This is a genomic window from Allohahella sp. A8, assembly GCF_047946665.1.
GTDB lineage: Bacteria > Pseudomonadota > Gammaproteobacteria > Pseudomonadales > Oleiphilaceae > Allohahella.
In genome coordinates, this window is sequence record NZ_CP172312.1 from 1,723,380 (window position 1) to 1,749,219 (window position 25,840).

Here is a 25,840-nt window from a genome sequence, read left to right on the forward strand (position 1 = left end):
CATCTTGTTTTTGTTAGCCGGCAAAGACCGGTCATTCGATTTCAGCGTTCAACCTGGCCCTGGTGGGGCGTCGAACACGCTCTAAACTAGAAGGTTCCGTTGACGCCGTCAATGGTTAAAACAAGTTGATCGCTCGCAAGGCGATTTCCGCTCTTTTGCATGACATCACGGACTTTTTTCCTGACGCCCGCGTTCCCGTTAAAGCCTGAGTGCCGCCATCGTATACTTAGTGATGAGCACTGGGCGATGCTGCGCGCGGTCAGGCCACCCACTTCACAGAGGCACACACAATCCGAGTCTTCATTCAGGATGATCTGCGCCAGGGCCTTCAACTTGCTCAAGGGCTTGAGCTCTTGATCCGCCTCGCCCAGTGCTCATCGCTGAGCGTGTGAAGGTATTCGGGCCTTATGGGGAACGCAGGATGCAGGAAAAGGTCCTAGACGTTGTAGGTCATTAGTTTGAACTTCATGTACAACTCTATGTCCAGGGCAGCCTAACGTCGCTTCTCTTTCTCGGCATTTCAAGAAAATGGTATGAAGCAAAAAGGTACAGCTGCCTCACTGCACAGTAGTAGCGCCCTGCCTACTTGAAAATTCTCATAAAATCTGGAAGATTGGCAAGATCACTTTCCTTGAAAGCGAACTCTTCAGAAATTCTGTAATGATCCTCGTAGATCGAGGTGTACGCTATCGTCAGTTTCACGCCTTTCTGCAGAAAAAATTGACGCATTTGGACACTGCAATATTCGTGAAGGACTTCTGCATCAGAAATTTTCAGCAAATTAAACTCCTTTCCTGCCAGTATCGCAGCGGCCGGTCGGAGCCAGTTGTTTCTGAAGCATTGAGGATTAATTCCGAGGTGCTGGAGAAACTGTGGCCATTCGTTGGCTGTTAAGTCGAAAACTTTCGAGCCATCAGAAATGGTAGCTGACTGGATGAAGGCAGACCCAGTTCCAGAATTTTCTAAGTATAGACCTGTCTCGCCATCCCCCTGCAGCCTAGGCGACACCTGTAAATGTGGAGCAAGCGAGAGACGGTTGTGTTCTCGACTCAATATTCCTTGCCAAATTGACACTCCTAACGCAAGCAACGAGATGAAAACGGCAGCCGCCGCAAAGATATTGCCGGATCTTACGCTCGCCGCCTGAGCCCTATCTTGCTCTCTCAACCGATCCTGTGGCGACTGATCAGAGCTAATATCTCCGCCATCGGAAGTGGGAGAGCTGACACTTTTCCTATCTCCCGAATTTGCATCAGCATCTTTTGACTCCGGATCCGTTTCAGGTGCTGCTTTCCCCAAATTTTCATCAGCCTCTCTTGGTGGTATCAATTTCTCTTCTCCGGAGCTTTCTCAGACCTACCCGCATGGGCTTATTGGTCCGACGATTTGTGTATGCAGTTCAAGAACGGTAAAGGCGTAGCCACGGCTATCCGAAGATTGCCGTGAAAGCTCACGGCTTGAAGGTGCACACTACTAGGCGATTTTATCAAAACCCAGCCTGATGGCAGCCACAAAAAGCAGAAGATATACGAGCAGAAAGGAAGACCCGAATATAAACGATTTCACCTTGCCAAAGCCTGCGTCCTCAAATTCCTTCAGCGCTACAACTGCCGACAGAGCCATATAGCCGAAAGCCCAAAGCCCAAGAAGGCTCATTAACAATTTTATCGTAAAGGGGCTAGCATCAGGATTTTCGAGACCACGACTGAGAAGGCCAGCCGCCACGAGCATAGATACAGGCGCCAGCAACCGTTTTAAGGCGGAATCGATTATGTCTAGTACCTTCTTCATAAGCCTTCCTTAAACACCATGACTATTGTCCCCATGCTACAGAGTGGTCGATGACCCAACGCATCGGTGCCTTCTAGAGAAAATCGCAAGGAAGACTGCGATACTGAGGATTGGCACGGATTTGTCAGTAAGTTCACGGACGACCACACCGCAGTCCGCGTATGTAGTAGAGAGCCGGACTTTCAATCTTTATTCGCTAATGATTATGCCAGAAAATCTAATGTATTCAATAAATTCGGTGAGCCCGTACCTCCGTAGCCATGCCACACTATCCGGGACAGACAACACCTCCACAGGCTACGAAACAGCGAATAGTTCCCAAAGCTTTTGCCGCAAAAAATATAACAGGGCTGTTTGGCAGAGGCTGTTCTGCCATAAAAGGTCCTGTGCGTATGTGGCGGGTGACTTCTACGGCAATGACACACGCGACGACACCTCAGCTGAATTCCAGCCCCTCTATGAAGCCACTGATCTGAACGAAGCGCTTTTTATAGTCGGTAAACCCCGCCATGAGCGTCGTACACGAGATGATCATTCCATTTTTCAGCCTGCAGTTTCTGGTATATGACTATCAATGCCTTCACTTCAGCGGCCCGCCGCTTCTGCCCGCCCTGATCAAAGCCCTGCGGATCGTAACCGGATTTGAGATGGGCGAGCATCACCGAGAGGATGCAGGTGCCCTGAGAGTCATACAGGTGAAGCACCGGGATATCGCGTGACAGTCTTCGCTTCTCCGAAGCGCCAAGGTTGAATGCTTCTGCCATGAGCGCTGTCACGGAATAGGCCTCCGAGTCTTCCTCGTGAAGGTACTGGAACGGGACTGGCCAGTGCCGATTTGTCTGCAACTCGGCGTTGAACGGCAGGCTCTTTTTCAGCAGAAAACCGCTCTCAATACCGCGATCGGAGTTGCCGGGGATTAGGTAGGCTACATAGGCACCCGATAGGAAGAATTCATTGAAATTGCTGAGCGCGGTCAGGCCGCCCACTTCACAGAGGCACACACAATCCGGATCTTCATGCAGGATGATCTGCGCCAGGGCCTTCAACTTGCTCAAGGGCTTGAGTTCCTGATCCGCCTCGCCCAGCATCGCCCAGTGCTCATCGCTGAGCGTGTGAAGGTATTCGGACTTTATTGGGAACGCGGTCTTTAGAAAAAGATCCTGGACGTTGTAGGTCATTAGTTTGAACTTCATGCACGACCCTATAGTGAGTGCATCTTGACGACGCTCGTCTCCACGCATAAGGTCTCATTCCAACACGCAAGCGCCTACTTCTTATCTCTCTTTGCAATATGACTTTGAACCGACTCAGGCACCACTTGCGAATATAGCATTTCCAACTCTTTAGGCTTTGTGATCATCTCGTCCGCAATGTAATTGAGGACATGAAATAGTTTCAAAGCCAGATCGCTTTTATCGCTAAAATCGATCCTGCCTGGGTGCACGGCGTTGTTGCCGACCACTCTGAGCACATCTAGTGCCTTTTGAATTTTTGTGCTTAACCCATCCGAGACTAGCTTCTGAATATCTGCGTTTATATTTTCACCCGGCAGGCCAAGTTGTTTGAGTAGAAGCTGCAATGCTAACCGAAGAAGAGCGGCGGCCCCTTTAGGCGAATCAGTCACTATCTTCTCCGCTTCAAGATACAAGTCGCGTATGACCTCATCCATATCAGCGTTCGGTGGAGCAACCAGCCTTCTCCTTGGATAAACAAGTCCACCACTGATCCAAAGAGTCACTTCGTAGCATGCGGAACAGCTTGCCACCGCAAAATTGTCAGGAATATACTTAGGCATATCAATATGATTAGCGCGCTCAATACGCTGCTTAAACTTTTCAAAATCCTCTTGCGAATGATACGGAACGGTTAGTCGGTCCTGAAGCCAGAAATTGTCAAGTATCGTATTAGCTGACGCTGCAGCAGATTCTCTGTCGAACCAAGCATGTTGAGAAACAACTAGACAGTGGGGGCAAGTAAACTTCTGGTGACGGAATTGCGGTTCTAGAGACATTACTCTTCTCACCATGTAATGGGACGTCAATTAGTCAGCGCTAAAAGCTTAAACTAGAGCAAAGACGTGATCGGCCGTGCTGATCATACTTCTAGCAACCACCATCCCTCACTAGACAACTATTGAGCTTGCGTGGTAACAGGAGGCTAACGGCATCCACTCTACAGCTAACATCATACTACTTACATTTGTTCGGAAAATATCTTCTGACATAGGTATCAAGTAATGAATTCAGCTCTTTATCCAAGGCGTCATGCTTTTGTGGGCTCCGAAGCTTCTTCAGGTGCTTCTCTATAAACTTGGAAGAAAGCTTGATAACCACCTTTTTATGATCAGAGTAAAGTTCCCTCGCCCAATTTAGCTCTTTGCCTTTTTCTAGGTTATTATTTACAGCACGAGTTACAATGAAAGCGAAAGAGCCATAATCATTAGCTAGGTATGAGTTTAACTGTCTATATTCAGCAGAACCAATGTCTCGATAATTCTTGATCTCAAAAATTATCTGCCGAGACCTGTAGTCATTAAAAACTCTTTTCCAGAACTTGCTATCCCCCAGGTTAGTCGCCACAACATCTCGCTGCTGGAGAGAGTTCTTATTTGGATGAGCTTCTACATTACAAAGAGTACCAGCGAATATGATCTTTATGGCATTTACGCACCACGCTTCGAACTCATATGCCCCCTCAATCCCTTCTTTTATATCGCTTAACTCCTGAATCAATCCTTCAATACGTTTATTCCTTAAGTTAATTGATTCCGAAGTTACCTCAATTTCATACTCGTCATGAATTTCCTCAGCTTCGTCCAAGCTCATCCTCGATCTACTTGTCGCTAAAGCCAGCCAGTAGCAAGGATGTACCAAAACCCGGGTATCATTCACAAACTCCCGATCTGGGTCTTTCCCATCATGACAGAAAACGAAGGAGGCAGATTGCTCATTATGAATACCGAAGAAGCCAACACTATATAATCTCTGTAAGACCTGGCGAAAGTCATTAAAAAGGAAAACGTCCTGCTGCTTGTTCCTTTCTAGTCTATCTTGGCTTAGAACCATCTCTATTCGAGGCTTAGCGTTTTCAACCGACAATTCGGATTCACAACCGTAGAATGCCTTAGTAAACTCTTCTATAGAGGGAAAGATATACTCATATTCTTTATGAAGATCATTCAATCTATTAATCGATATTGTTTTAGCTGTATACTCTATGTCCTCTAAGACAATCTCCTTCCTGTCGTTAGAGTTTGCTCGTAGAAATGCCTCGTTAAGCAGAACAAGAATGTCACGAGGCCTGTATAGAGTTAACTTCAATGCAACCTTGAATCCCTCGCGCCCCTTAAGCTCTTTCGTAGCATACTGATTCCAGACACGTACACTGTTTTCCTGCTCACAGTTGAATGCAGATTTGAGTCTGTAGCATACCAAGTTGAATAGGCTATACTCATCCCAGTGGAGCCGTAGGGTTTGTCCTTCGATATTACGAGTGAAGTCTGGATCTAGCTTCGATATTGCTCGGTAGATGTTGTCGCGAATGAAGGCAAAAGCAATAACCCTTTCTTCCATTCGTGACTTAATATCAATTGCGGCTTGGACGAAGCCATCAATTATACCCACTCCCAAGTTGTCAGGACTATAGCCTTCATCTAGCCGATCTGCAAAAACTACAAACTGGACGGCCGACTTTTCCAATGTTTCGAATAGCACCTCCTCGATAAGATCAAGTTCCAACTTATCGGAAAGATCAGCAATTCTCGACTGTGGGGATTCAGACACTTCAACTACAGATTTTAGTTTTCTCCTAATCTTAGTCGATATCGACTGGCGACGACTTCCCCAAGAGGTGAAGTGCTCGCGGATTTGGCTCAAGTCCAGGTTATTCTTAAACTTATAGTGATTACCGATTTCGACAATTATCTCCATGTATATAGCATATCTCCAAGCCATTTTTGTTCCAGCTTTGATATGAAGATACTTATCACCAAACTGTTCAAATATATCTCTAAGTCCGATTACCTGCTCTTCCTCCGGACTAATAGCAAGCACTAAAGTCTTAGGTTTAGCGCTCCAGTGTTTGGATAGCCGATATGCCAGTGCGCTTTTGCCAGTCCCTCTTCTTCCAACGATTATCGGCCTGTCGTATGATTCTAGTAGCGACTTATAGTCAGCGGACTCCCAAAAAGCAGAATCAAGCATGTTCTGATCTTGTTCAGCGCGTATGTCACCGAGCACATTTCCTTTCATAGCACACCTATAGACAGCTATCACAATTTGCGTGGAAACAAGTCAGACCCATAGTGCCCCACTCTACTTCATTGAGTTCTCGAAATTTCACTCGATCTTCAAGCCAGCAAAACACGAAACGAAAGTAACAGGCTTAATGACGGTATGGCAATCAATAGGCTCCACCCCATGTGAAACGGCGTAAACGGCATCAATCCACCCCCGGCACACGCGACATCTTGAACACATCAGTAATCCGCCGCTCATTCTCACTGTACACGTACTGATAATGCGCCGCCTGAACCAACGGCACCTTCAAGGCCCGCGGCTTGAAGATCGCCACACACTCACCCCCAGCATGCCGCACGCTCCGATACAACAAACCATGACTCCCCTGCTCCCGAAACTGCGCAGCGATCGGCTGAGTATGTTTGTAGCTCTCGAGATCAGGGTCATGCAACTCATCCTCAGCCCGAACATCATGCAGCTCAGAGAGAATCGTCGTGACATATTCACGCAGCGTCAGCCGAGTATCCGGCTCTTCCGTAGCAGACAGAAAACGCTCCCGATGAAAGCGAGTCTCCGCAATGGCCGTAGCCGATGAATCCCCAGCGTAATACACACCATACCGACCATCGGTAAACCGCGAAGCCGCACCAATATGCGTAAACGCCGCCATAACAGCCGAACTCCCGGGCCCACTCACCCGATCCTCCGGCGCAACGAAGCCGAGATCGCCAGCTTCATCTCTCAGTCGCGGATTGGTCAGCGCTTCAAGCTCAAAGGCCGCATCGAGATCCTCAGGATCGAGAATGCTTTCATACAGGTTGATCGGCGGAAACTGGCTCGACACCAGGCGGTGGCATTTGTTCCATGGCAGGCGCAGGGGCGTCGACTCGATGTTAGGGCGCAGCGCGGTTTTTACCATCCACGTGCACCATCGACGTAGTCGTGCACCCGCGCGAGATCAAGGATGCTGCCGTTGAGCATGACCTCAAGGGCGCTCTTGCCGCCGAAAGCTGCGTTGGGTTTGCGTGGCCAGGCGGTCGCCTGCTCGAGTGTGGGGAAGATGATTCTGAGGGCTTTGTAGATATTCTGCAGATGCGAGATGCGCTCGAGAATATCGCGCCCGGGTTTGGCGTTGAGCGTGCTCTTCCACTTGAAGTAGGTCGCCTCAGGCAGATCGCCGAGCAGTATGCGCTGCTCTTTCGTGCTCAGCTGCCATTCCTCGGCAATACCGAAGAAGATCTTGAGCGCCACCTGGGCGAGTCTGGCTGCACTATCCTGTCTGGGTGAGGCATCCTTTGGCAGATGGGTGTTCTTGAGTGGTTTCATGGCCGGCCTCCATGTCAACTGGCTTACTCTTATTATAGACCTCTGTCATTTAAAACTACAAATATAGATAGAGACCGTGCTCCGGGACGAAGCGTCGCGGACGAACCCTGAAACTATCCCATGCCGATCGAAATTGCCCTCTATGCGGCCGCCTTAATAGATGGTTGGTATCCAGACGGCTAGTTGCTCTATGCTGTTCTCTTGAGTTGTAAGCGAGGCACTGAACGCCATGCCTGGAAGGACCTGCCTAAACCCGGACCGCTTTTCCGCTAGCTTCCGCAGCGGAGCCATTGGCTTTTTACTGTATATTCTGCTCTCGATTACCGCTGCGATGGCGCAGGCTCAGTCTGTCACGCTGAACCTCGTAGCCACCGATTACCCGCCCTATCTCTACCCCGAGGATGGAGAAGCGAAGGGGCTCGAGGCAGAAATAATACGCGAGGTGTTTGAGCGGCGCCTTGGCGTAGCTGTCAAGTTCGAGTTCTATCCCTGGCGTCGTGCGCAGCAAATGATCGAGTCAGGAGCGGCCGATCTTTTCGTCGCAGCGGCCACACCGGAGCGCAGGGAATTTGCGGAGGTCGGTCGCGTGCCCCTGGGCTACTGGAGCTATTCGGTCGTGGTGAATGGTACCGCGGCGCCTGCAGAACTGTTCTATCAGCATGACATCAAGTCCCTCAAGGCATTTCGCCTGATTGCGCTAGGCGGTAGCAGCTGGGTGGAGGAGTACCTGCCTATGCTGGAGTTCGAATGGGCAAACTCTGTAGAGCAGATGTTCAAAATGCTGCTTCACGGCCGTGTGGATGCAATCGTCGGCGGATCTGCGGTACTGCGGCAATATCTGGTGGCGCATCCCGCACAGCAGATCGTGGAGCTCCCGCTGGCCGGCCCGCCTGTGCCGCTCTATCTGCAATTCAGTGAAAAATCGAAGCACAAGGCATTGCTAGGCAAGGCGGAGGCTGAGCTTGTGGCGCTATGGCGCTCCGGCTGGATTCAACAGGTCCATGCAAAGTACGAGCTGGCGTGTCCCGCCCCGAAGGTCCAAGCCACGCTCCCCACTGCACTTTTGAATGATCATGCGAACCCCTGAAAATTTTTTTAAAATTTTTGCGCAAGTCTGTCGAAAACTGTCGAACCCGTTCGACTATCAGATGAACAACACATCATCTGCATCTGGAGCAGCCTATGAAAGTCATGATCATCGTAAAAGCTACCGCATCATCCGAAGCCGGCGAGATGCCTGACCCAGCCCTTATGGAAGCCATGGGCAAGTACAACGAGGAGCTCGTCAAAGCCGGCATCATGCAAGCTGGCGAGGGGCTCAAGCCCAGCAAGGAAGGCTTCCGGGTCCGCTTCGATGGCGATAGTCGCGAGGTGAATCGAGGCCCATTTCCAGCGACATCCGAGCTGATCGCGGGGTTCTGGATCTGGGAGGTCAAGAACCTCGAGCACGCTATCGAGTGGGTGAAGCGCTGCCCTAACCCAATGCCGGAAAGCTCTGAGATCGAGATTCGGCCTTTCTTCGAAATGTCTGACTTCGAAGAGATTCCGGACACGGCCGACACCCTTGAAAAAGAGGACGAGATGCGTCAGCAGCTTGCCCTGCGCGAAGCACAGACCAACACATATCTGTTTCTAGGCAACCGTACCGAGGAGGCGCTGAAGTATTACGAGCAGCACCTTGGCGCCGTCATCCACACGATGATGCGCTTCAGCGAGTCCCCGGACCCGATTCCTGAAGGTGCTCTCCCGCCCGGCGCTGAGAACGGGATCATGCATGCGGAATTTTCTGTGGGCACGACCAGGCTGTTCGCCTCCGATGGCTGCGGTGATGCTGCAAATCCAGCAGGCTTCAGTATCGCCTTCACAGTAGCGAACGTCGAGCTGGCGAAAACTGCCTTTGATGCCCTTGCGGACGGCGGCGAAGTTACCATGCCGTTGCAGGAGACCTTCTGGTCACCACTGTATGGACAGGTGAAAGATCGTTTCGGGCTACCGTGGATGGTGATGGTGGAAGGCGAGCAGTAAAGCAGTTCGTCAGCGTGCCGATGAGGACTGACTGAAGCCATAGATCACAAAGCAGAGCGATACCAGCTGCTGCACCATAAGCACTGGCTTGCCCTGCAAAGCCATAAGCGCTGACATGCTGACGTTCATGAGCATGAAGAACAGCCAGCCTTTGGGATCGCCCTTGGCCATCAGATAGCTGCCGAGCAGGAATCCGAGCATCACGCCGATCTCGAGCACCTGCGAGGCAGAGGTGATGCCGCCATAGATATACAGACTGTAGGTGAGACCAAAAACAAGCGAGCCGTAGGTACAGCAGAACACGAACCAGCTGAAGACCTTGTGCTCTTTTCTGTAGTCATAGATGGTGTTGTACAGGCCAAGCAGCATGGCGGGAATGCCGCCTGCCTCTATGGATGCCGCAATCCAGTCATCATGCGCTACGAGTATGATGACCCAGGCCGGCACGCCGATGATGTAGATGATCCAGCCCAGGATTTTCAGGGTGCGTTTGGTAGACGCCTTCTGCCCTTCGGACACCGAGAAGAGGATCTTGTTGGAGAGATAACAGGCACCTCCCCAGATCTGCAAGAATAAATCCATCAGGCCGCCAGGCGGTTTTTAGTGTCCAGCTGATAGGCCTCGCGTAATACGTACTGGGCCACGAACGCCAGGCTCAACTCGCTTACCTTTCTGCGTCACCACCATCTTCTCAACGTCAGCCAGTTCGAAGGCGAGCTCACGCACCAGCGGCATCAGGTCGCGCCAGCTATCGCCACCAATCACTCGCGCGACTTCGGATGGGCAGATCGAGGAATCTTCATCCCGTGAGTTAAGCAGAGCCACCATTACCGCTTCAGCCCGCTCACGATATGCCGCTTCATCCATCTCCAACCACCATCTCGGGCCACGCTCGCCAAGCGCCACCTTTGCGGCTTGCACGCGGGCTCTGGCAGCAGCAATCGCCTTGTCATCATCAGCCTTCTTGCCAGCAGCTACACCACGGCGCGCTGCCATGAGCTCGTTCACCAGCTGCTGACGGAGGTTTTCAGGGATGTCGGGATCGGTGCAGCGCCAGTGCCTGCCCTTGATGAGCGTATAACCTTCTTTGGTCGAGGTGCTGTTTTCTGTCATGTCTCCAATACGCTGGAACAGTGCATCACATGTCACCCTGCCCCAACACGACCCGAGCCAGCAGGTCCTCAATGCGAGAAATCGCATCTTCATCACCCTTCTGCCCCGTCAACACGACCTGAGAACCAATGGTCGCCACATACAGCAGTGTGGACAAATCCCGCACCCGACGCGGGTCGCTGCTGATGCGCTGCAACAGCAGACAGTTCTGGTCAATACGCGCGGCATCGACCTCGGCTACCAGATCAGCGGCATAGTCATTTCGGCGGGCGAAATCCCGTACCGCCAGCTCGACCTGCAAGCGGCGGATGTTGCGCGAGGCGTCGGTCAGGAGCAGTTCGAGGATACTTTTGAGCTCGGCTTCGACGTCGCCTGTGCCGTTGACGTCGGGCTTCCAGTACAGCAGTTCGTGAAGTCGACGGTCGCGCCAGCGGTTGAGGAAGCTGGTCACAAGATCTTCATGATCCTTGAAATGCCAGTAGAAACTGCCACGGGTCACCCCGAGCTTTTTCGACAGGGTCAACACGCGCAGATTGCCGAAGCCACCAGCGGCGACTTCGCCCGCAGCCGCATCCAGCCAGTTGTCCCTGGTGAGCTGAGGCTTATCGGTGGCCTTGCCGCCAATTCGTGCAGAGGGCTTCGGTTCTGTCATGCGTTTAGTACATCCTGTGGGTACATCCGGGCGGCGATTCTACATAAGCATTGACCGCAGCCACAAACATACATTAGTGTATGGAACCAACATACACCAGTGTATGGCATTTAAAAACACTTTTGTCGGCCAACACCACCCCTGTATCTGACTTACTTTCCGGTAAGCACGAGGAGCTGCATATGAATACCGCGCACTATGATACCCACGGCAATGTCGCCGTTATCCGGCTGGACAACCCGCCAGTCAACGGCCTGGGCCTGCCACTGCGTCAGGGCATTGTCGATGGCATCAAGAAGGCCGAGGGCGATAGCGCTATCAAGGCTATCGTGATTATCGGCTCAGACCGCGCCTTTTCTGGTGGCGCCGATATCAGCGAGTTCGGCACGCCGAAAATGCTGGGCGAGCCAAATCTGCTCACCGTGATCAATTATGTCGAAAGCAGCAGCAAGCCTGTTGTCGCTGCGATTGGTGGCGCCTGTATGGGCGGCGGTCTGGAACTGGCGCTCGGTTGTCACTACCGCGTCAGCAAGCCGGATGCACAGATTTCCCTGCCTGAAGTGAAGCTCGGGATACTGCCAGGTGCTGGTGGTACGCAGCGTCTGCCACGCGTGATCGGTGCCGAACACGCACTGAACATGATCGTCTCCGGTGCCGTGATGCCGGCAAAGATGTTCAACGGTAGCGCACTGTTCGATGAGATGATCGACGGCGATCTGCTCGATGGCGCCCTCTCCTTTGCGCACAAGGTCGTGAGCGAGAACCTGCCGCTGAAGAAGGTCCGTAACCTGAAGGCGAAGCACGCGAACCCGGAAGGCTTCTTCATGTTCGCACGCAATACCGTCGGTGCTGTCGCGAAGAACTATCCTGCGCCGCTGAAGTGCGTCGATGCGGTTGAAGCCGCCGTGACCAAGCCCTTCGACAAGGGTATGGAGATCGAGCGTGAAGCCTTCGCTCACCTCATCAACACCTCTGAGTCCAAAGCACTGCGTCATGCCTTCTTCGCAGAGCGCCTGACCAGCAAGATCCCTGATGTGCCCTCTGACACCCCGACCCGCGATATCAAGCAGGTCGGCGTGATCGGTGCTGGCACCATGGGCACCGGCATCAGCATCAACTTCCTCAATGCAGGCATTCCGGTCACCATCGTCGAGATGAAGCAGGACGGTCTTGATCGTGGCATCGCGGCCATTCGCAAGGTTTACGAAGGCCGTGTAAAGAAAGGCAAGATGACGCAGGAAAAGGCCGAAGCTGCCATGGCGCTCGTTACGCCATCACTGAGCTATGACGACCTGAAGAACGCCGACCTCGTCATCGAAGCCGTGTTCGAAGAAATGGGCGTGAAAGAGTCTGTGTTCAAGAAGCTGGACGAAGTCTGCAAGCAAGGTGCGATCCTGGCGTCCAACACCTCCACGCTGGATGTGGACAAGATCGCCAGCTTCACCAAGCGTCCACAGGACGTGATCGGCCTGCACTTCTTCAGCCCTGCGAACATCATGCAGCTGCTGGAAGTGATTCGTGGCAAGGAAACCGCCAAGGATGTAATGGCGACGGCCATGAAAGTCGCCAAGACCATTCGCAAGACCGCTGTAGTCTCTGGTGTGTGTGATGGCTTTATCGGCAACCGCATGATCAACCAGTACTCGCGTGAAGCACTGCTGATGTTGCAGGAAGGCGCGACCGTTCAGCAGATCGACAAGGCCATCGAGAAATTCGGCTTCGCGATGGGGCCGCTACGCATGGCGGACATGGCTGGTGGCGATATCGGCTTTGCCATTCGCAAGCGTCAGTACGCTGAAAACCCCCATATGAAGAAGATGGTGGTAGCAGATCGTCTCGGCGAGATGGGGCGCTTTGGCCAGAAGACCGGCTCCGGTTTCTATCGCTATGAGCCTGGCAATCGCAATGCCTTGCACGATCCGGAAGTGGACAGGGTCATTGAAGACGTCCGCAAGGAACTTCGCATCACCCCGCGCAAGATCAGTAATCAGGAAATTGTCGAGCGTTGCGTGTATGCACTGGTCAACGAAGGTGCACGCATTCTTGAAGAAGGCATCGCACAGCGCGCGTCAGATATCGACATGGTGTATCTCACCGGTTATGGCTTCCCTGTCTATCGAGGTGGTCCGATGCATTACGCCGAGGAAGTGGACTTGTTGAACGTTGTTCGTGCCATGGAGACCTTCGCCGAAAACCCCGATGCGGAACCCGGTTTCTGGAAGCCTGCCGCGCTGCTGCAAAAATGCGCCGCCGAAGGCAAGCGTTTTGACGAATACGCCACTTCAAAGAATCAGTAAGGCCTAAGCGCCACCAGGAGAATTGTTATGTCCAATGATGTCGTCATTGTATCAACTGCCCGTACCCCGCTTGCGAAATCATGGCGCGGCGGCCTCAACATGACCCACGGTGCTACTTTGGCCGGTCATGCCATCCAGCACGCGGTCGAGCGCTCAGGTGTCGATCCCGCTGAGATCGAAGACGTGATGATGGGCTGCGGCCTGCCAGAAGGCTCTTGCGGTAACGATGTGGCGCGTATGGGCGCCATGCGTGCAGGTCTGCCGGTATCTGTCAGCGGTGTGACCATCAACCGCTTCTGCTCGTCGGGCCTTCAGGCCATCGCCATGGCTGCGCATCACATTGCGGTCGACAAGGTGCCAGTGATGGTAGCGGGCGGTGTTGAATCCATTTCAACCGTGCAGGCCACCGTGAACCAGAACTACATGATGGAGCCATGGCTGGCCGAGCATAAGCCAGCGCTCTACTGGTCGATGCTGCAGACTGCCGAGACCGTGGCCAAGCGCTACGAGATCCGCAAGGAAGACATGGATGAGTATGGCGTGCGCAGCCAGCAGCTCGCGGCCCAGTCGCAGAAGGATGGCAAGTTCAAGGACGAAATCGCGCCGATTACGACCATCATGGGTGTGGCGGACAAGGCGACTGGCCAGCTGTCTTCGAAGGAAGTCACGCTGTCGCAGGACGAAGGCATTCGTCCTGACACCACGCTCGAAGGTGTCTCTGGCATCCGTTCTGCGGTTGAAGGCGGCGTGGTCACGGCGGGTAATGCCAGTCAGTTTTCAGACGGCGCCTCGGCCTGTGTGTTGATGGATGGCAAGCTGGCCGAACAGCGTGGCGTGAAGCCGCTCGGCATCTTCCGTGGCTTTGCGGTCGCGGGCTGCGAGCCTGACGAAATGGGTATCGGTCCGGTATTCGCCGTGCCCAAGTTGCTCAAGCGTCACGGCCTGACCGTTGATGACATCGGCCTGTGGGAGCTCAACGAAGCCTTCGCTGTGCAGGTGTTGTACTGCCAGCGCAAGCTGGGTATCCCGCTCGAGCGCATGAACGTCAACGGCGGCGCCATCGCCATCGGTCACCCCTACGGCACCACCGGCTCACGCCTGGTCGGCCATGCCCTGATCGAGGGCAAGCGCCGCGGTGTGAAGTATGTGGTCGTGACCATGTGCGTGGGCACCGGTATGGGTGCTGCTGGTCTGTTCGAGGTCGCCTGATTTCGTTACTTAGCTAATGCAGCTTACGATGGTGTCGTTCTTGCCGGTGAAACAGGCTTGCCCGCATCAGATGATTAAGCTAGTGTCACGAAACAAGCTCTGGACTCTTGCTCCAGAGCTTGTTGATTTTTCTTATCACCCGGGATGGTGATCTGGAGAATAGTCCGGGACATGCCTTTCGGGCAGTTATCGGGAAGTACGACGTTTCTCGCTCACCTTTATGCCCCCTGTAAAGGTCGACACTATGAAACCCTCAAACACCTTTCCTAATAGACAAGTTGTCGTAGTTCTTCTTGGTCTGCTGTTCTGTCCTCAGGCAGGCGCCATGGTCATTACTGAAAACTTTTCTCTCAAACTCGATTCAAGCCAGATAAGCAAGGGCATCTTTGACGACGAATGGAACAGCGGCACGATCAAGACCGAAGCCGAACCCGTCCTACTCGCCAGGGGCGATTCTTACACGGCAAATATTACTTTTGAAGGCATGCAGCACATCGAGCTGAACGATGGGTTCTTCAATGGTGACGAGAGCTTTTTGATTGAGATTGATGGTCTTGTAGGCGGTGCAAATAACAGTGATGGTCCTGCAGACTATCTCCTTCAGTTTACGGGCGTTCATCACGGCCCTTTGCTGAAAAACCCGCTGTCGGGCTCTAGCACCCTTGGACTCGCTACAGGCAACATGAGACTTGCGGAAGACGTGGACCTTATCGATGGCGGCAAGGTTCAATTTCACGATTTGCACCTCACGGTAACTAACCAGGGTTTCAATGCCTGGGCGTTTGATGGCTTCCGTCTCGGCGTAGGTGCAGATGTGGTCTCGATCGGTGACTGGAAAGTGCCTGCGCCCGGGAGTGCCGCACTCTTACTCGCGGGACTCTTGCCGCTCCTGACGCGGCGGCGTTCTGGCTAACCCTGAGTAAGGCGTATGCCATAACAGCAGAACCTGGCTCTCCTGGACAGGTTCCGCTGTTAGCGTTTACTGGAAGTTTGCAGCGCTGGTCGCTTTGGCAGTGACGGTCACGTTCTGGGCTGGGGTGAAAGTGAGCGTCTCATCGGTCTCGAGATCATCGACCTGACATGAGTATGCCACTGTATATGTACCGGCAGGCAGAAAAGCGGCCTTGTAGGTAAATACACCATCGTTGTCGAGATCTTCCACCGGCACAGTCACATATGGTGATGTAGTAGCATCGGCGTCGTTCACAACGGCATCTGCACCCTCAAACACGAAAACAGCGCCAGCGTAAGCCTGGGAATCAGCGCAGTCGACCTGAAGGCGTGTTGTGGCATCGACAGTGCCTGCGATAGCACCAACCTCAGCATTATCTATCAGCTTCAGTGTCGGCCTCAGCTTGTAATCACCACCCGTTGGCAGCTTTACGGACTTTCGCAGATCAAAATCGATTGTGAAGTCTGTTGTGCCGTTTGCCAACACGGTAAAGCCTCTGACCAGCTTGAGTCCGGTCTGAGCGCCTGAAGGCACTGTCAGCGGATACTGATTGCCAGCGCTATCGATGACATAGAGATCGCCTGCTTCTTCGCTCAAATCAAGACGGATCCACTGATAATTGCCAGCGGCAAGCACCTGGTCTTCTAACAGCGTCGCTGTACGGCCGCTCTGAAGTGCAAGCAGGTCGAGTTTCTTTGGCTGGTCGAAGACAATTTCTCTAGTTCCACCAGCAGTATGCAACGCCACGCCTGAAAAGGTAATGAACACCGACGTGAGATTATCGACCGGTGCGTCGCTGAGCTGGAGGTTCAAGGTACCGGTCGCTCCACCGCCGCTGCTACTGCCTCCACCGCACGCGATAAGCATGGGCGCGGTGATGGCAGTGACAAGAATGCTTCTGGCAATGTTGTTAATCATAAAAAACGTCCACGGTTTGAGATGCCGCCAGCTTACTCCGGGGCGTGTGTACTCACCGTTCCAATTGGTAAACGAATGTCTCGAGATGTTGCGAAGCAGATACTCTCTGGAAGATGCATTGACCGCACCTAAGACATACAGTAGTGTATGGACGACAATACACTACTGTATGGTTGCCTTTGTTTCGCAGGAGATGGCTCTTATGAACCTGAATTACACGCCTGAGAAGGAGGCCTTCCGCGCGGAAGTTCGCCAGTTCCTGCAGGCGAACCTGCCGGAAGACATCCGGCTCCGTGTTGAGAAGCGTCTACGGCCGGACAAGGCCATGACACAGCGCTGGCAGAAGATCCTCAGCGACAAGGGCTGGGGCGCTTCCAACTGGCCGAAGGAGTACGGCGGGACTGGTTGGGATGCGATTGAACAGCTGATCTTCGAAGAGGAATGCGCTGCCGCTGGTGCGCCACGACAGCTGGATTTCGGTCTGCGCATGGTGGCCCCAGTCATCATGTCCTTTGCTACCGAAGAGCAGAAGCAGCGCTTCCTGCCAGGCATCCTGACCGGTGAAGACTGGTGGTGCCAGGGCTATTCCGAGCCAGGCGCAGGCTCCGACCTCGCCTCGCTGCGCACCAGCGCCAAGCGTGACGGTGACAAGTATATCGTCAATGGTCAGAAGACCTGGACTACCCTGGGTCAGCACGCCGACTGGATCTTCTGTCTGGTCCGCACCAGCACTGAAGGTAAGCCTCAGCAAGGTATCTCTTTCCTGCTGATCGACATGAAGACGCCTGGGGTGACTGTACGACCAATCATCATGCTCGATGGCGAGCACGAGGTGAACGAGGTCTATTTCGATAATGTCGAAGTCCCGGTCGAGAACCTGATCGGTGAAGAAAACAAGGGCTGGACCTACGCCAAGTTCCTGCTTGGTCACGAACGGACTGGTCTTGCCAATGTCGGCCAATGGAAGGCGATGATGACCCGCCTGAAGCAGGTGGCCCGTGAGACCAAAGACGGCCAACAGGCACTGATCGAGAACACGCGATTCCGTGATCGTCTTGCGCAGCTGGATATCGAACTGAAGGCGCTCGAACTCACCGTCCTGCGTGTGCTCACTGACGAGAAGGGTCCCGGCCCACAAGCCTCCATCCTCAAGGTGCGCGGTACCGAGATTGGCCAGAACATGTTTGAGCTGCTGATGGAAGCGATGGGCACAGACGCCATCGCGCACATTCCGGATGCGCTGGAACCTGGATACGAAGGTGCACGCGTGGGTTCTGAGCACGCCACACCGGCCACAGGCGATTACTTCAACATGCGCAAGCTGTCGATTTTCGGCGGGTCCAACGAAATTCAGCGAAACATCATCGCACAGATGGTGCTTGGCCTTTAACCAGGTTGCTCACCAGATAGAAGTCGGTCTCAAAAGGAGCCATAGATGAATTTTAATCTGATAGAAGAACAGCAAATGCTGCAGGACTCGCTCAGGCGCTTCCTGAGCAACGAGTACACCTTCGAGAAGCGTGGCAAGATCATCGAATCTGCCAAGGGTCTGGATGCGGCTACGTGGCAGGCTTTTGCTGAAATGGGTCTGCTCGGCTTCACCTTTCCTGAAGAGCATGATGGTCTAGGTGGCGATGCTGTCGACACCATGTTGGTGATGGAAACTTTCGGTCGTGCACTGGTCGTCGAGCCTTACCTGGCTACAGTCGTGCTTGGCGGCGGTCTGATCCGTGATGCCGGAACCAGTGAACAGAAGGCTGCGATACTGCCAAAAATCACTGCCGGCGAGCACTTCATGGCTTTTGCGCATAGTGAGCCTGGTGCGCGGTATAACCAGAGCCTCGTGTCTACCTCTGCCGACAAGGATGGTGACGGCTATGTACTGAACGGCAAGAAGACCGCTGTGCTGCATGGGGCCCAGGCAAATCAGTTGATCGTCTCTGCACGAACTGGTGGAAAGATCTCGGCTGAAAGCGGCATCAGCCTTTTTCTGGTCGATGCGGGTGTCGAAGGTCTCAAGATCGACGACTTTGCGACACATGATGGTCAGCGTACAGCTGAGCTCACGCTGAACAATGTTCGTGTCACAGCCGATGCCCTGATTGGCGAAGCCGGTGCTGCCCTGCCCCTGATCGAGAAAGCCACGGATCTCGCCATTGCGGCGCTGTGTGCTGAAGCGGTCGGTGCCATGGAAGCCTTGAACGCGGCGACCCTGGAATACCTGAAGACACGCAAGCAGTTCGGTGTGCCTATCGGCAAGTTCCAGGTGCTGCAGCATCGAATGGCAGATATGTTCGTCGCCACTGAAGAAGCCAAGTCGATGGCCATACTGGCTGCCAGTGAGGCGGATTCGAACAACCGTGAAAGCCGCAGACGCGCAGTGTCCATGGCGAAGACCATGGTAGGCCAATGCGCCCGCAAGGTCGGTCAGAGCGCCGTCCAGTTGCACGGTGGTATGGGGGTGACCGAGGAAATGTTTGCCGCGCACCTGTTCAAGCGCCTGACGATGATCAACCTGCAGTTCGGTGATGCGAGTTATCATCTGGGGTTGGTGAGCGATCAGCTGCTGGAAGGGGCGGCTTGAAAGCGGCTGCTTCAAAATGACTGCTTGAAGTGAGACTGCCACGGAGATCGACTGGCTAAAACCGTAGACACTTGAGCCGTGCATTCAACTGGCGGCTCAGGCACCCTCTGCTTCAGCCTGACCCTCCCCGCAACCAAACTTGTCGTAGAGGATCTCGATCCATCATCGTGGGTTTGGGCAGAGTGCCCGTAGCTGCGATACTGGCAGCGCTGGTGCTGTTACTGACGCGACAGAAGATTCCTCAACGCGAGCCTGATCGGTTTCGCGTACCTCTGTGTTGTGAGCATGTTCCTGGCCTTCTTCGCCTGGTACAAGGGTCTGGCCCTGGGTGGCACCGCAGAGGCTGCGCGGTACCGCGGCCGCTGCTGTGGTGCCAGCAACCAAGTTGTGAGCCTCTCCCTGTCAGGCTTTGACAAGCTCGACCCGTCGGTTCTTCGCTCGCCGCTTGCTCAGAACCGGGCTATGAAAAGTTCGGGCTGTATTCGAATGAACTGCTGGCCGCCGAGTCACTGAACGTGTTCAGCGCCTTCTTGTGCGTAAACCAGCCGTTGACCAGGGAATTCGGGAACATGCTGATGCGATTATTGAACTGCTCGACGTTCTCATTGAAGACCGCAATACTCGCTGCCACGTTCTCGTGCTTTTCAGATATTTCCCGCATCAGCTGTTGTACGAGCGTGCTGGCCTTCAAATCCGGATAGGCCTCCATGGTTGCCCGAATGCCTGACTGCAAATGGCGGCTGAGTTGCTCGACCTGAGCGAGCCTCTGAGTATCGATCACGCCGGTATCGAGCTTGTCGATGGCCGTACGCAGGGCCGTGACGTCGGTCATCACTTTCGCTTCGAAACCCTTATAGTCATCTGACGCTTTTTCGATTAGCGGAAGCACAGTCAACTTCAGGCGCTCATAGTTGATCACATTTGCCCAGGCCCGTTCGGCGCCATTGCCGGCCGTGATGATCGAGTTGTGAATGACTATCCCCACCACAGCGAGGATCACTGAAACTACCAGGATAAAGATCAGTGCTGATTCCATTATTGCGCTACCTGCTCGAAGTTATCGTCGTTGAATTGGAAAAGTGGCATAAGTGTCCGCAGAACTTCACGATACCTGAGCTCTTCGGGCGATCGAACCGCCTCCAAGACCCCCCAGGGATTCTCGAGCGTTACCTCGCGTTGCATCGTTAGCCAGTCGTTGTTGGAATGTGAAAGACAAAGGACCCCGTCCCGGATTTCGAGAGCGACATCGGCGAGCTGAGCCGTGCGTTTCAGGCAACCCAGAACGGCCGGCTGCAATATTTTTGCAGCATTGAACTGATCTTCGGCGGTTACAGTGAAGAGGCTGTCGAAGGATGGGCTGCCAGTGCGCCATGCGTGGCGGTATGGTTTTAAACCACTGGTGCTCATCATTATTCGGCCGGCCCGCGGAAACGGCATTATCAGCCCGGAACGGTAGCGCGTTTCCCGCACTGTTTTTGTCCGGGTTTCATAGCTGTTGGATGACGCAACAAAGACCGTTTCGGTGACCTTCCGAACGTCCACATACTGAAAGCGATAGAGCTCACATGAATAGCGCTTGTCTGCAGCAGTGATACATCCCTTTCCCCATCCGTCGATGACCTGATCTTCATCACCTCGCCTGAAGTCAACGAATCTGGCCTTGAGCTGCGCCCATCGCTCGGCTGAGTTTTCAGCATGCAGCGTCATCTGGTTATGCTCATATACGCTGACCCGATAGAGCGTTCGCGCAGGCTTCACCAGACTCGTGCGCCTGAATTTCCAGGCCACTGCTGGGGTCAGTACGGTCAGGAGCGCGAAGAACGCAGCATAGCCCTGCTCGTGTGGCATCAAGACTGAGCAGCCGGCGGCAATGAGCGCAAGCACTGACGTCAGCACGACTGTCGGTGTCCATCGGTAGGTTATGCCGTGAGCGGCTGCAAAATCGAGCACGCTTCGCAGAATTCTTTCCGCATCCGCCGCCGACTGCGCCTGTTCAGCCTGCGCTTCGATCGAGCGTGCGAACTTGCGTAGATTCATGTTCCAGGTGAGGCTTTCGAACAAGCGTGTATCTGCCGTGTCAGTCAGAGTTCGTCGATGGCGCGATGGCCCCTATTTTCTGATTGGTATGACGGACCGCATTGACTATCGACCACGGCTTATTGTGAGCGAGCCAGCAAGATGTGACGCAAGTCGCAATTTACGCCAAGTACCATCCGCGCGAAAACCACCTTCTGTAGACTCGTCCTCACCATAACAACAACACGAGTACTACCCTATGCAAGACCTCAGGACTACAACCCTCCCCCTCGTTGCCGCGCTAGTTTTGACCGCGCCGCTCAGCTATGCCGATACCGATAAGCTCACCGTCATGAGCCGCAATGTTTATCTTGGCGCCGATATCTTCAAAGTTGTTCAGGCTGCGATGACAGATCCTGCCACGGTTCCGCTCGCAGTCACGGCTGCGTTCCAGGAGGTCCAGCAGACCGACTTCACCCAGCGCGCCGAAGCGTTGGCTGATGAAATCAGACGATATCGACCTGATGCAATAGGATTACAGGAGGTTTCGACCTTCTACACACAAACGCCGAGCGACTTTGGCTACGCCTCCCAGGGCTATCCGGAGCAGGCTGCCGACACCCTCTATCTGGATTATCTGACGGTACTGCAGGCGGCGCTTGAAGCTCGTGGGCTGCACTACACAGTGGCCGCAAGCGTCACCAACGCCGACATAGAAGTGCCCATGGTCACTGGCATGTCTGAAAGTGGCCCCGAGCTCAGCGACCTGCGGATGGTCGACCACGACGTCATCCTGGTCAGCCGGAAAACAATGGCGTCGAACCCGCTCACCGGCAACTACACCCATAACGCTGCGGTCGACGTGGCCGGCACCAGCCTCGAGTTCACGCGCGGTTACACCGCAGTCGACATTACCGTCAAAGGCGATACGTTCCGCTTCGTGAACACCCACCTAGAAACTGGCGGCTCCGAGCCATTCAAGTCGCTGCAGGCGGTCCAGATGACCGAGCTGCTTGGAATCATGGAGATGACCAACACCAATGGCGTGCCGACGATTCTGGTTGGGGACTTCAATAGCGCGCCCGGTGAAGCGCCGTTCATTTCAGCCTCAGGCATTCCTGGACTTGATGGCCTGGATCTCGTACCGCCTTACCTGCAGGCAACGGGCAGCGGATACGCCGACACATGGCTCAAGCAACGCAGACCTGGCGCTGGGTTGACCTGCTGCTTCAGCTCGACAGTCAATGATCCGGATTCTGAATTGTCAGAGCGAATCGACCACATCTTTCTGTCGACCCCTGCGCGGACTCGAGTCAAGGTGCGGGCCACTGTAGTTGGTGATGAAGTTTTCGATATGACACCCGGCGGACTGTGGCCATCCGATCACGCTGGCGTAGTCGCTCGCATCATGCTCAAGACCAGAGGCCGCTAGCGACGGCGAATTCCTTAGTCGACAGCACCACGACCGCCGGGCCGACGTCTACTGTGTGACGTCGGCCCGGCGATTTGGGGCTTTAGAGCCGAGCTGCCCCTCGTTTAAAAGCGCGGATATCGCGGCGTCGAATCGATGGACGATTGTCTCTGGCACATGAAGGCCAAACATGAGCTGCATGGGCTCGGGCACCGCCTCACTGATCACGTAGACCGATAGCGCGGCCGATGCCTGCCCCACGTGCTCGATCGCCACAAGATCTTCAACCAGATAGCCCTCGATTCGGCCGATCCGCAGCATTTCCAGGAGCTGGTCATCACTGCCGACCTCGATGATCTGATCACTACCGAAGGCCCTGTAGGTAGACTCCAGGCTGTCGCCATAGTGTGAGCCGCGCACGACACCCAGCCTGTTTCTGCTGCCTTGTACAGACGATTGGCTCAGCCACGCCTTCAAGGATTTCACACGATCCTCTTCAGCCGAGACAGTGCGAGTGATCAGACGCATATGCTCGAATCGATAGGGCACTGAAAAACGCGCATATTTCTCCCGGCCGGGTGTTCTGGTGGCGGCGTACAGCATATCGATTTTCTGCTGCTCCAGCAGTGTGAGCCCGCGCACCCAGGGCACATCGATGTAGATGAGCTCGCACTGCGCGGCATTCGCCAGCTGTTCTAGCAGGCGGTACTCCTCGCCCGCCAGCCCCCCGTTTTCACGATAGATGTAGGGCGACCAATCTTCCCAGCCAACACGGAGGGCGCAGGGTGCATCCAATTTCTTCGCCGCGTGAACCAGAGCCGATCCAACGATCATGGACGACAGCACACTCACCACAAGTCTTTCGCAGAACCTGATCACCGGTATGATGCTCAAGTCAGGCCGAAGCTCATTCATTGGTAGAATGGCTAACTGTTTCGCGGCGGTCCGACGAATGATTGATGCCATCGGTGGTCGGGATGTCACCCAGCTCAAAGGGCCGCACACCTTCAAGGCAGGCAACATTGACAGCAAACAGCTGCGGATTAGACCGCCGCTGATGGTGGGTATAGATGCCGCAATTCGAGCAGAAATAGTGTTTCGCCACCTTGGTATTGAACTGGTAGAGCGTTAGCGCATCCTGGCCTTTGGTGATTCGGAAATCGTCAAGCGGCACCGATGCCACAATGGCCCCGCGCCGGCTGCACATCGAGCAGTTACAGCGGCTCAGATCGTTCAGTCCATTGGGTAGATTTACCTCGAACTGGACGAGGCCACAGTGGCAGCTGCCCTGACAAAGATCTTCCAGTGAAACGAGCTCTCTCACGTTGGTCATCTGTTCTTCCTTACTGGACATCACGATTCTTTTCGGCAAGCGCTCCTGAGCATGAAGACTGGGAACATCAAGACCATCGCCTAATAGATTACGAGGGCAACGTGCCTAAAACAATAACTTGTGATGCTCAGCAGCCCTCTGCGAAGCCGTCCACTTTCAGCACGTGCCTGATCACGATTGCCACATTTGGTGTGGGACTTGTCGCAATCAGCCTCTTGCTTGAGGAGCAGATATTCATGCTGCTAGGCGCGCCGGCCGAGCTCTTCGACATGATGGCTCTCTATTTTCCTATCGTTGCCTTGGCGATGCCTATACAGCTGATGTCGGTGGTGCCGTATTACTTCATTCGAGTAGAGGGCCGGCCGATACATGCGACCAGCGCGCTGGTGACGGGTTCATTGGCGAATATCTTGTTGAACGCGCGCTTTGTCGCTTACCTGGGCTACAGGCTTGCTGCCGCTGCATAAGCGCTTGACCACCACCACAATCCTTCGCGGAACATATTACGTTCAATTTTTCTCTTTCAGAGCGTTAAGCTCTATCAAGACTACTGGCAGCGCAATAGAGAATCTGCGTTACGTGGTTAAGCTCCTTGTCCGAGATGTTGAGTGGGGGTAACAAGCGTACCGTTGCGCCGTGCCGACCACCCAGCTCGAGTATGAGCCCGCGCTCGAGGCAGGCCCGCTGGAATGCGCTCGCTCGCGCACTATCGGTAGCAGGGTTACCATCACTCGACGGCTTAGCCGGATCGATGATTTCCATTCCGAGCATAAGCCCTCTTCCCCGCACATGACCGACCCAGCCAAATTCCGACTGCAGGTCAAGCAGGGCTTTTTTCAGTTGGCGACCCGCCGCCTCGGCCCGCAGATCCAGCCGCTCCTGTTTGACGTGGCGAAGCGTGGCGGTGCCGGCAGCCATGGCCAGCTGATTGCCACGAAACGTACCAGCGTGTGCCCCTGGCTGCCATTGATCCAGCTCTTCCCGATAGAGGGTTACAGCCAGTGGAAGGCCGCCGCCTATGGCCTTCGAGAGGGTAATGACATCAGGCGTAATGCCACTGTGCTCAAAGGCAAACATCTTGCCGCTACGGCCGATGCCACTTTGAATTTCATCAAGTATAAGCGGAATACCATAGGCCTCCGTGAGCGCCCGCACGCCTTGCAGCCATGTATCGGGCGCAGGTACCACGCCGCCCTCACCCTGTATGGCTTCGAGTATCATCGCCGCCGGCTGAGCGATACCGCCTTGCGGATCTTCCAGTAGCTGACTGAGATAACGCAGATTGAGGTCGATCGAGCGCTCACCCTGCTCACCAAAGGGGCAGCGATACTCGCTGGGATATGGCAGAAATTGCACACCTGCCAACAGTCCACCCAGGGCGCTTTTCGGACCTAGATTACCGCTGAGAGAGAGCGTGCCCAGGGTCATGCCGTGGTAGCCGCCTTGAAAAGCCAGCACGCCATGCCGAGCAGTGGCCGTACGTGTGAGCTTCAGCGCCGCTTCCACGGCGTCTGCGCCGCTTGGACCGCAAAACTGAATCCGCGCCTTGGCCGCAAACTCGGACGGTAGGCAGCTCATGAGCTCCTGAACGAAGGCGTCCTTGACGGGTGTACTGAGATCGAGGGTATGCAATGGCAACCCAGAGGCCAGCGCCTTCTGCAAGGCTTCGATGACAACCGGATGGTTGTGGCCCAGCGCCAGTGTGCCAGCACCGGCAAGGCAATCAATGAAAACCTGGCCACGGGAATCCTCCACATAGATGCCGTGGGCGCGCTCGAGTACCAGCGGAATTCTCCTGGGATAGCTCCTTGCATTGGACTCCTGCTGGGACTGACGCTCCAGAATAGCGTTCGTTTCCAGCGAATAGAGCTTCGAAAGCCCTGTGTGGCGTCGCTTCATCTCTTCGACTGGACTCAACACGGCACTGAAGGCATTCATCGTTTATCGTCCTCTTCTGAAAAAAGGAGCAGGTCTT

The 25,840-nt window shown here is 54.3% G+C and carries 26 protein-coding genes; 9 read left to right on the forward strand and 17 right to left on the reverse strand.

Annotated elements, in window-relative coordinates; all coding sequences use genetic code 11:
* Nucleotides 1-86: 86 nt before the first annotated feature.
* From ACH3PB_RS07845 to ACH3PB_RS07880, 8 genes are all read right to left on the reverse strand, one after another.
* Nucleotides 87-341: a hypothetical protein gene (locus ACH3PB_RS07845; protein ID WP_416398907.1), complete on the reverse strand. Its 255-nt coding sequence runs from the start codon at nucleotides 339-341 to the stop codon at nucleotides 87-89.
* Nucleotides 342-582: 241 nt separating this feature from the next.
* Nucleotides 583-1,329: a hypothetical protein gene (locus ACH3PB_RS07850; protein WP_416398908.1), complete on the reverse strand. Its 747-nt coding sequence runs from the start codon at nucleotides 1,327-1,329 to the stop codon at nucleotides 583-585.
* Nucleotides 1,330-1,473: 144 nt separating this feature from the next.
* Nucleotides 1,474-1,791: a hypothetical protein gene (locus ACH3PB_RS07855; RefSeq protein ID WP_416398909.1), complete on the reverse strand. Its 318-nt coding sequence runs from the start codon at nucleotides 1,789-1,791 to the stop codon at nucleotides 1,474-1,476.
* A 488-nt stretch (nucleotides 1,792-2,279) separates the two neighbouring features.
* Complete coding sequence (locus ACH3PB_RS07860; RefSeq protein ID WP_416398910.1) at nucleotides 2,280-2,984, reverse strand: hypothetical protein; 705 nt, start codon at nucleotides 2,982-2,984, stop codon at nucleotides 2,280-2,282.
* Between the two features lie 74 nt (nucleotides 2,985-3,058).
* The gene (locus ACH3PB_RS07865) at nucleotides 3,059-3,802 is read right to left on the reverse strand and encodes a DUF4145 domain-containing protein (protein WP_416398911.1); all 744 of its coding nucleotides are present in this window, start codon (nucleotides 3,800-3,802) and stop codon (nucleotides 3,059-3,061) included.
* Between the two features lie 178 nt (nucleotides 3,803-3,980).
* Complete coding sequence (locus tag ACH3PB_RS07870; protein ID WP_416398912.1) at nucleotides 3,981-6,041, reverse strand: P-loop ATPase, Sll1717 family; 2,061 nt, start codon at nucleotides 6,039-6,041, stop codon at nucleotides 3,981-3,983.
* 190 nt (nucleotides 6,042-6,231) lie between these two features.
* A complete protein-coding gene (locus ACH3PB_RS07875) occupies nucleotides 6,232-6,948 on the reverse strand; it encodes an RES family NAD+ phosphorylase (RefSeq protein ID WP_416398913.1) in 717 nt (238 codons plus the stop codon).
* Complete coding sequence (locus tag ACH3PB_RS07880; protein WP_416398914.1) at nucleotides 6,942-7,355, reverse strand: MbcA/ParS/Xre antitoxin family protein; 414 nt, start codon at nucleotides 7,353-7,355, stop codon at nucleotides 6,942-6,944. The genes ACH3PB_RS07875 and ACH3PB_RS07880 overlap by 7 nt, the downstream gene beginning before the upstream one ends.
* Before the next feature lie 229 nt (nucleotides 7,356-7,584).
* On the opposite strand from ACH3PB_RS07880, the gene ACH3PB_RS07885 reads away from it, so the two are divergent.
* A complete protein-coding gene (locus ACH3PB_RS07885) occupies nucleotides 7,585-8,442 on the forward strand; it encodes a substrate-binding periplasmic protein (protein WP_416398915.1) in 858 nt (285 codons plus the stop codon).
* Between the two features lie 95 nt (nucleotides 8,443-8,537).
* On the forward strand, nucleotides 8,538-9,380 hold the full coding sequence (locus tag ACH3PB_RS07890) for a YciI family protein (RefSeq protein ID WP_416398916.1): 843 nt from the start codon (nucleotides 8,538-8,540) through the stop codon (nucleotides 9,378-9,380).
* Nucleotides 9,381-9,389: 9 nt separating this feature from the next.
* On the opposite strand, the gene ACH3PB_RS07895 is transcribed toward ACH3PB_RS07890, so the two are convergent.
* Genes ACH3PB_RS07895 through ACH3PB_RS07905 form a run of 3 tightly spaced genes read right to left on the reverse strand, consistent with a single transcriptional unit; the run spans nucleotide 9,390 to nucleotide 11,145 of the window.
* Entirely contained in the window at nucleotides 9,390-9,962 is a 573-nt protein-coding gene (locus tag ACH3PB_RS07895) for a hypothetical protein (protein WP_416398917.1), read from the reverse strand.
* Between the two features lie 18 nt (nucleotides 9,963-9,980).
* The gene (locus tag ACH3PB_RS07900) at nucleotides 9,981-10,493 is read right to left on the reverse strand and encodes a DUF3253 domain-containing protein (RefSeq protein WP_416398918.1); all 513 of its coding nucleotides are present in this window, start codon (nucleotides 10,491-10,493) and stop codon (nucleotides 9,981-9,983) included.
* A gap of 25 nt (nucleotides 10,494-10,518) precedes the next feature.
* Entirely contained in the window at nucleotides 10,519-11,145 is a 627-nt protein-coding gene (locus tag ACH3PB_RS07905; protein ID WP_416398919.1) for a TetR/AcrR family transcriptional regulator, read from the reverse strand.
* A gap of 182 nt (nucleotides 11,146-11,327) precedes the next feature.
* On the opposite strand from ACH3PB_RS07905, the gene ACH3PB_RS07910 reads away from it, so the two are divergent.
* The 3 genes from ACH3PB_RS07910 to ACH3PB_RS07920 all read left to right on the forward strand — a co-directional run bounded on the left by ACH3PB_RS07910 (nucleotide 11,328) and on the right by ACH3PB_RS07920 (nucleotide 15,564).
* On the forward strand, nucleotides 11,328-13,442 hold the full coding sequence (locus ACH3PB_RS07910) for a 3-hydroxyacyl-CoA dehydrogenase NAD-binding domain-containing protein (RefSeq protein WP_416398920.1): 2,115 nt from the start codon (nucleotides 11,328-11,330) through the stop codon (nucleotides 13,440-13,442).
* A 27-nt stretch (nucleotides 13,443-13,469) separates the two neighbouring features.
* On the forward strand, nucleotides 13,470-14,651 hold the full coding sequence (locus ACH3PB_RS07915) for an acetyl-CoA C-acyltransferase (RefSeq protein WP_344804546.1): 1,182 nt from the start codon (nucleotides 13,470-13,472) through the stop codon (nucleotides 14,649-14,651).
* 244 nt (nucleotides 14,652-14,895) lie between these two features.
* Nucleotides 14,896-15,564: a hypothetical protein gene (locus ACH3PB_RS07920; protein ID WP_416398921.1), complete on the forward strand. Its 669-nt coding sequence runs from the start codon at nucleotides 14,896-14,898 to the stop codon at nucleotides 15,562-15,564.
* Between the two features lie 66 nt (nucleotides 15,565-15,630).
* On the opposite strand, the gene ACH3PB_RS07925 is transcribed toward ACH3PB_RS07920, so the two are convergent.
* On the reverse strand, nucleotides 15,631-16,521 hold the full coding sequence (locus ACH3PB_RS07925) for a DUF4382 domain-containing protein (protein WP_416398922.1): 891 nt from the start codon (nucleotides 16,519-16,521) through the stop codon (nucleotides 15,631-15,633).
* Between the two features lie 202 nt (nucleotides 16,522-16,723).
* Between ACH3PB_RS07925 and ACH3PB_RS07930 the strand changes: the two genes are divergently transcribed.
* Both ACH3PB_RS07930 and ACH3PB_RS07935 read left to right on the forward strand, forming a co-directional pair.
* On the forward strand, nucleotides 16,724-17,911 hold the full coding sequence (locus tag ACH3PB_RS07930; RefSeq protein ID WP_416398923.1) for an acyl-CoA dehydrogenase family protein: 1,188 nt from the start codon (nucleotides 16,724-16,726) through the stop codon (nucleotides 17,909-17,911).
* Nucleotides 17,912-17,956: 45 nt separating this feature from the next.
* On the forward strand, nucleotides 17,957-19,105 hold the full coding sequence (locus tag ACH3PB_RS07935; protein ID WP_416398924.1) for an acyl-CoA dehydrogenase family protein: 1,149 nt from the start codon (nucleotides 17,957-17,959) through the stop codon (nucleotides 19,103-19,105).
* Nucleotides 19,106-19,565: 460 nt separating this feature from the next.
* Here the strand turns inward: ACH3PB_RS07935 and ACH3PB_RS07940 are convergent, their stop codons facing one another.
* Both ACH3PB_RS07940 and ACH3PB_RS07945 read right to left on the reverse strand, forming a co-directional pair.
* A complete protein-coding gene (locus ACH3PB_RS07940; protein WP_416398925.1) occupies nucleotides 19,566-20,141 on the reverse strand; it encodes a LemA family protein in 576 nt (191 codons plus the stop codon).
* Nucleotides 20,141-21,166, reverse strand: a complete 1,026-nt coding sequence (locus ACH3PB_RS07945) for a hypothetical protein (RefSeq protein WP_416398926.1) — start codon at nucleotides 21,164-21,166, stop codon at nucleotides 20,141-20,143. Before ACH3PB_RS07945 ends, ACH3PB_RS07940 begins: the two co-directional genes overlap by 1 nt.
* A gap of 214 nt (nucleotides 21,167-21,380) precedes the next feature.
* Here ACH3PB_RS07945 and ACH3PB_RS07950 point away from each other — a divergent pair, with 214 nt between their 5' ends.
* Entirely contained in the window at nucleotides 21,381-22,553 is a 1,173-nt protein-coding gene (locus ACH3PB_RS07950) for an endonuclease/exonuclease/phosphatase family protein (protein WP_416398927.1), read from the forward strand.
* Between the two features lie 48 nt (nucleotides 22,554-22,601).
* Here the strand turns inward: ACH3PB_RS07950 and ACH3PB_RS07955 are convergent, their stop codons facing one another.
* Nucleotides 22,602-23,426 carry a substrate-binding periplasmic protein gene (locus ACH3PB_RS07955; RefSeq protein WP_416398928.1) on the reverse strand — a complete coding sequence of 275 codons (825 nt, stop codon included), beginning with the start codon at nucleotides 23,424-23,426 and terminating at the stop codon, nucleotides 22,602-22,604.
* Nucleotides 23,427-23,439: 13 nt separating this feature from the next.
* Nucleotides 23,440-23,865: a GFA family protein gene (locus ACH3PB_RS07960; protein ID WP_416398929.1), complete on the reverse strand. Its 426-nt coding sequence runs from the start codon at nucleotides 23,863-23,865 to the stop codon at nucleotides 23,440-23,442.
* A 191-nt stretch (nucleotides 23,866-24,056) separates the two neighbouring features.
* Here ACH3PB_RS07960 and ACH3PB_RS07965 point away from each other — a divergent pair, with 191 nt between their 5' ends.
* Complete coding sequence (locus ACH3PB_RS07965; protein ID WP_416399430.1) at nucleotides 24,057-24,332, forward strand: hypothetical protein; 276 nt, start codon at nucleotides 24,057-24,059, stop codon at nucleotides 24,330-24,332.
* 64 nt (nucleotides 24,333-24,396) lie between these two features.
* Here the strand turns inward: ACH3PB_RS07965 and ACH3PB_RS07970 are convergent, their stop codons facing one another.
* Nucleotides 24,397-25,803 (reverse strand): diaminobutyrate--2-oxoglutarate transaminase, encoded by a 1,407-nt coding sequence (locus ACH3PB_RS07970; RefSeq protein ID WP_416398930.1) that lies wholly within the window; start codon nucleotides 25,801-25,803, stop codon nucleotides 24,397-24,399.
* Nucleotides 25,804-25,840 lie beyond the last annotated feature (37 nt).

Excerpts from the sequence above, each read along its gene's own strand:
- ACH3PB_RS07855 (WP_416398909.1), bottom strand. The coding sequence starts at position 1,791 with ATGAAGAAGGTACTAGACATAATCGATTCCGCCTTAAAACGGTTGCTG.
- ACH3PB_RS07860 (WP_416398910.1), bottom strand. The coding sequence starts at position 2,984 with ATGAAGTTCAAACTAATGACCTACAACGTCCAGGATCTTTTTCTAAAG.
- ACH3PB_RS07865 (WP_416398911.1), bottom strand. The coding sequence starts at position 3,802 with ATGTCTCTAGAACCGCAATTCCGTCACCAGAAGTTTACTTGCCCCCAC.
- ACH3PB_RS07870 (WP_416398912.1), bottom strand. The coding sequence starts at position 6,041 with ATGAAAGGAAATGTGCTCGGTGACATACGCGCTGAACAAGATCAGAAC.
- ACH3PB_RS07875 (WP_416398913.1), bottom strand. The coding sequence starts at position 6,948 with ATGGTAAAAACCGCGCTGCGCCCTAACATCGAGTCGACGCCCCTGCGC.
- ACH3PB_RS07880 (WP_416398914.1), bottom strand. The coding sequence starts at position 7,355 with ATGAAACCACTCAAGAACACCCATCTGCCAAAGGATGCCTCACCCAGA.
- ACH3PB_RS07885 (WP_416398915.1), top strand. The coding sequence starts at position 7,585 with ATGCCTGGAAGGACCTGCCTAAACCCGGACCGCTTTTCCGCTAGCTTC.
- ACH3PB_RS07890 (WP_416398916.1), top strand. The coding sequence starts at position 8,538 with ATGAAAGTCATGATCATCGTAAAAGCTACCGCATCATCCGAAGCCGGC.
- ACH3PB_RS07895 (WP_416398917.1), bottom strand. The coding sequence starts at position 9,962 with ATGGATTTATTCTTGCAGATCTGGGGAGGTGCCTGTTATCTCTCCAAC.
- ACH3PB_RS07900 (WP_416398918.1), bottom strand. The coding sequence starts at position 10,493 with ATGACAGAAAACAGCACCTCGACCAAAGAAGGTTATACGCTCATCAAG.
- ACH3PB_RS07905 (WP_416398919.1), bottom strand. The coding sequence starts at position 11,145 with ATGACAGAACCGAAGCCCTCTGCACGAATTGGCGGCAAGGCCACCGAT.
- ACH3PB_RS07910 (WP_416398920.1), top strand. The coding sequence starts at position 11,328 with ATGAATACCGCGCACTATGATACCCACGGCAATGTCGCCGTTATCCGG.
- ACH3PB_RS07915 (WP_344804546.1), top strand. The coding sequence starts at position 13,470 with ATGTCCAATGATGTCGTCATTGTATCAACTGCCCGTACCCCGCTTGCG.
- ACH3PB_RS07920 (WP_416398921.1), top strand. The coding sequence starts at position 14,896 with ATGAAACCCTCAAACACCTTTCCTAATAGACAAGTTGTCGTAGTTCTT.
- ACH3PB_RS07925 (WP_416398922.1), bottom strand. The coding sequence starts at position 16,521 with ATGATTAACAACATTGCCAGAAGCATTCTTGTCACTGCCATCACCGCG.
- ACH3PB_RS07930 (WP_416398923.1), top strand. The coding sequence starts at position 16,724 with ATGAACCTGAATTACACGCCTGAGAAGGAGGCCTTCCGCGCGGAAGTT.
- ACH3PB_RS07935 (WP_416398924.1), top strand. The coding sequence starts at position 17,957 with ATGAATTTTAATCTGATAGAAGAACAGCAAATGCTGCAGGACTCGCTC.
- ACH3PB_RS07940 (WP_416398925.1), bottom strand. The coding sequence starts at position 20,141 with ATGGAATCAGCACTGATCTTTATCCTGGTAGTTTCAGTGATCCTCGCT.
- ACH3PB_RS07950 (WP_416398927.1), top strand. The coding sequence starts at position 21,381 with ATGCAAGACCTCAGGACTACAACCCTCCCCCTCGTTGCCGCGCTAGTT.
- ACH3PB_RS07960 (WP_416398929.1), bottom strand. The coding sequence starts at position 23,865 with ATGACCAACGTGAGAGAGCTCGTTTCACTGGAAGATCTTTGTCAGGGC.
- ACH3PB_RS07970 (WP_416398930.1), bottom strand. The coding sequence starts at position 25,803 with ATGAATGCCTTCAGTGCCGTGTTGAGTCCAGTCGAAGAGATGAAGCGA.